Source organism: Flavobacterium sp., assembly GCF_044368995.1.
Taxonomy (GTDB): domain Bacteria; phylum Bacteroidota; class Bacteroidia; order Flavobacteriales; family Flavobacteriaceae; genus Flavobacterium.
On sequence record NZ_JBIPMS010000164.1, the window covers coordinates 1 to 2,899 of the forward strand.

A 2,899-nucleotide genomic window follows, 5' to 3' on the forward strand; every position below is an offset into this window, starting at 1 on the left:
GACTTCAATTGCAAAATTTTGCGTGTTGTAGCCATCCACGGAAATTACCAAAATTTGGTTTCCATCTGAAATACCACTAATTTGAAATTCTCCCAAACTATTGGTAGTTACAAATTGTTCATTAGACGGAATCATTACTTTAACGCTACCCAATGGGCTTTGCGATTTGGAATCAACTACTTTCCCTTTTACAGTTGATTGATTTTGAGCCATTACAAAAATAGCTTGAAACAAAAACAAAAGACTTAATACAAGTTTTTTCATACTTTATTATTAATTAATAACTTACAAACAATTTAGTAACAAACTAAAAAGCTAACAAAGGTAAAAAAATAAATTAAATTATTTACCTTTGACTTCTATTTTAGAACTATATTTAATTATAACTTAACCTTGAAAATGAACATCAAATCTATATTCCCAGCTTTAGCGCTGCTTTTATTAATTTCAACTGGTTTTTCACAAGAGAAAAAAACTTATCTTGTAAACACTATCGCTTTCTACAACTTGGAAAATTTATTTGACACAATAAATGATCCTAATATAAATGATGAAGATTTTATTTATACGCCTGAAAATTATAAAGATAAACTTCAAAAATTAGAACGAGTAATTTCTCAACTTGGAACAAGCGCCGACCAAAAGAATTCTCCAGTGATTTTAGGAGTTGCCGAAATTGAAAACAGACAAGTGTTAGAAGACCTATGTAAGCAACCCCTTTTAGCTGCTAAAGGCTATTCGGTAATTCACTTTGATTCGCCAGATAGACGAGGAATTGATACCGGATTTTTGTACCAAAAAGGGCATTTTCAACCAACGAGTTATAAAAATTATGCACTTATCGTTACAGAAGATGAAACCGATAAAAAAGCAAAAGACAAAGAAAAAGTCGAAGATACCGATGATAATGTGGTAGATATAAAGACCAATCGAATTTATACCCGAGATCAAATACTTATGACAGGTTTATTAGACGGTGAAGAAATGCATTTTATTGTAAGCCATTGGCCTTCAAGAAGAGGTGGCGAAAAAAGAAGTAGTCCGCTCCGTGAAGCTGCTGCCGCATTAAACAAAAAAATTATCGATTCGTTACAAATAATTAATCCAAATGCGAAAATTTTTACCATGGGCGATTTAAATGACGGACCATTTAATAAAAGTATCAAACAAGTTTTAGGAGCAAAAGGAGATGAAAAAGAAGTACAACCCTTAGGGCTATACAATCCCGCAGAAAAATTAATGAATAAAGGAATCGGAACCTTAGCTTTTAGAGATTCTTGGGATTTTTTCGATCAAATTATCATTTCTGAAACCTTATTAAGAAAGGATTATTCTTCTTGGAGGTATTGGAAAGCTGGGGTGTATAATGCGCCTTTTATGATTCAGCAAACCGGACAATATAAAGGATATGCATTACGAAATACTTCGGTTGGACCTGGATATTCGGATCATTTTCCATCCTATATTTACCTGATAAAAGAAGCAAAAAAATAAAAAATAATTGAAGGTACATTTAAAGTGCCTTTTTTTATTTTGTAACTTTACCTTTTAAAATTCTTTTTATGTCAATTACAAAACCGTTCAACTTAAATAAATGGATAGCAGAAAACAGACATCTTCTGGTTCCACCGGTTGCAAATAAAAATTTATATATAGATTCTGGCGATTATATTGTAATGATTGTGGCTGGGCCTAATGCGAGAAAAGATTATCATTATAACGAAACCGAAGAATTATTTTATCAATTAGAAGGTGAAATTACCGTTTACATTCAGGAAAATGGCGAAAAAAAAGGGATGAATCTTTCTGCCGGAGATATGTTTTTATTACCCGCAAAAGTACCTCATTCGCCAAGCAGAACAGAAAATTCTATTGGTTTAGTAATTGAAAAAAAACGAAATCATTTAGATGTAAAAGACGGATTGCTATGGTTTTGCGACACTTGCAATCACAAACTTCACGAAGTATATTTTGAATTGAATAATATTGAAAATGATTTTCTTTCCCATTTTACTGATTTTTATTCTTCAGTAGAAAAAAGAACGTGCAACAAATGCGGAACTGTAATGGAAAGCAATCCGAAATTTGTAAAATAAATAGTTTTTTATTCTATTCTCTTTATTCTATATTCTAAAAGTTAAAATCAATTAATTACCTTTGTATAATTATAACAAAATCATTTAAAAAAGTTAAAAATGTCAACAATAGCCTCACAATTTGGAATGCCTGAAGCCTTGCAAGCCCTTGGAATAAAAGAAATTAATGACGGAACCTCATCGGGTTCTAACAGTTTTTCATCTGGAGAAATTATTGAAAGTTATTCGCCAGTTGATGGACAATTAATTGGTAAAGTTAAAACAACCACAGCTGCAGATTACGAAAAAGTAATGCAAAGTGCTACTGCCGCATTCAAATCGTTTCGTGCTATGCCAGCACCGCAACGTGGCGAAATTGTTAGACAATTTGGAAATAAATTAAGAGAATTAAAAGAACCGCTTGGTAAATTAGTTTCCTATGAAATGGGGAAATCCTTACAAGAAGGATACGGTGAAGTACAAGAAATGATTGATATTTGCGATTTCGCTGTAGGTTTATCTCGACAATTGAACGGACAAACCATTCCGTCTGAGCGTCCTGGGCACGTAATGAGAGAACAATGGCATTCAATTGGTGTAGTAGGAATTATTTCTGCTTTTAACTTTCCAGTAGCGGTTTGGGCTTGGAATACGGCATTGGCATGGATTTGTGGTGACGTTTGTGTTTGGAAAGCTTCGGAAAAAGCACCTTTATGTTCTATCGCATGTCAGAATATTATTGCTGATATCTTAAAAGCAAATGAATTACCAGAAGGAATTTCTTGTATCATTAATGGCGATTACAAAGTGGGCGAAATGATGAC

The 2,899-nt window shown here is 32.8% G+C and carries 4 protein-coding genes; 3 read left to right on the top strand and 1 reads right to left on the bottom strand.

The genetic code is table 11. From position 1 onward, the window contains the following. On the bottom strand, positions 1-264 hold a 264-nt coding region (locus tag ACIQ2I_RS08835), incomplete at its 3' end, for a carboxypeptidase-like regulatory domain-containing protein (protein ID WP_396182044.1). Between the two features lie 135 nt (positions 265-399). Between ACIQ2I_RS08835 and ACIQ2I_RS08840 the strand changes: the two genes are divergently transcribed. From ACIQ2I_RS08840 to ACIQ2I_RS08850, 3 genes are all read left to right on the top strand, one after another. Next, a complete protein-coding gene (locus ACIQ2I_RS08840) occupies positions 400-1,494 on the top strand; it encodes an endonuclease/exonuclease/phosphatase family protein (protein WP_396182045.1) in 1,095 nt (364 codons plus the stop codon). A 68-nt stretch (positions 1,495-1,562) separates the two neighbouring features. Further along, positions 1,563-2,096 carry a 3-hydroxyanthranilate 3,4-dioxygenase gene (locus tag ACIQ2I_RS08845; RefSeq protein ID WP_396182046.1) on the top strand — a complete coding sequence of 178 codons (534 nt, stop codon included), beginning with the start codon at positions 1,563-1,565 and terminating at the stop codon, positions 2,094-2,096. A 99-nt stretch (positions 2,097-2,195) separates the two neighbouring features. Next, positions 2,196-2,899, top strand: a 704-nt coding sequence (locus ACIQ2I_RS08850) for an aldehyde dehydrogenase family protein (RefSeq protein ID WP_396182047.1), incomplete at its 3' end; no start/stop codon positions are given.

Coding starts and splice junctions, on each gene's coding strand:
- ACIQ2I_RS08840 (WP_396182045.1), top strand. CDS start 400: ATGAACATCAAATCTATATTCCCAGCTTTAGCGCTGCTTTTATTAATT.
- ACIQ2I_RS08845 (WP_396182046.1), top strand. CDS start 1,563: ATGTCAATTACAAAACCGTTCAACTTAAATAAATGGATAGCAGAAAAC.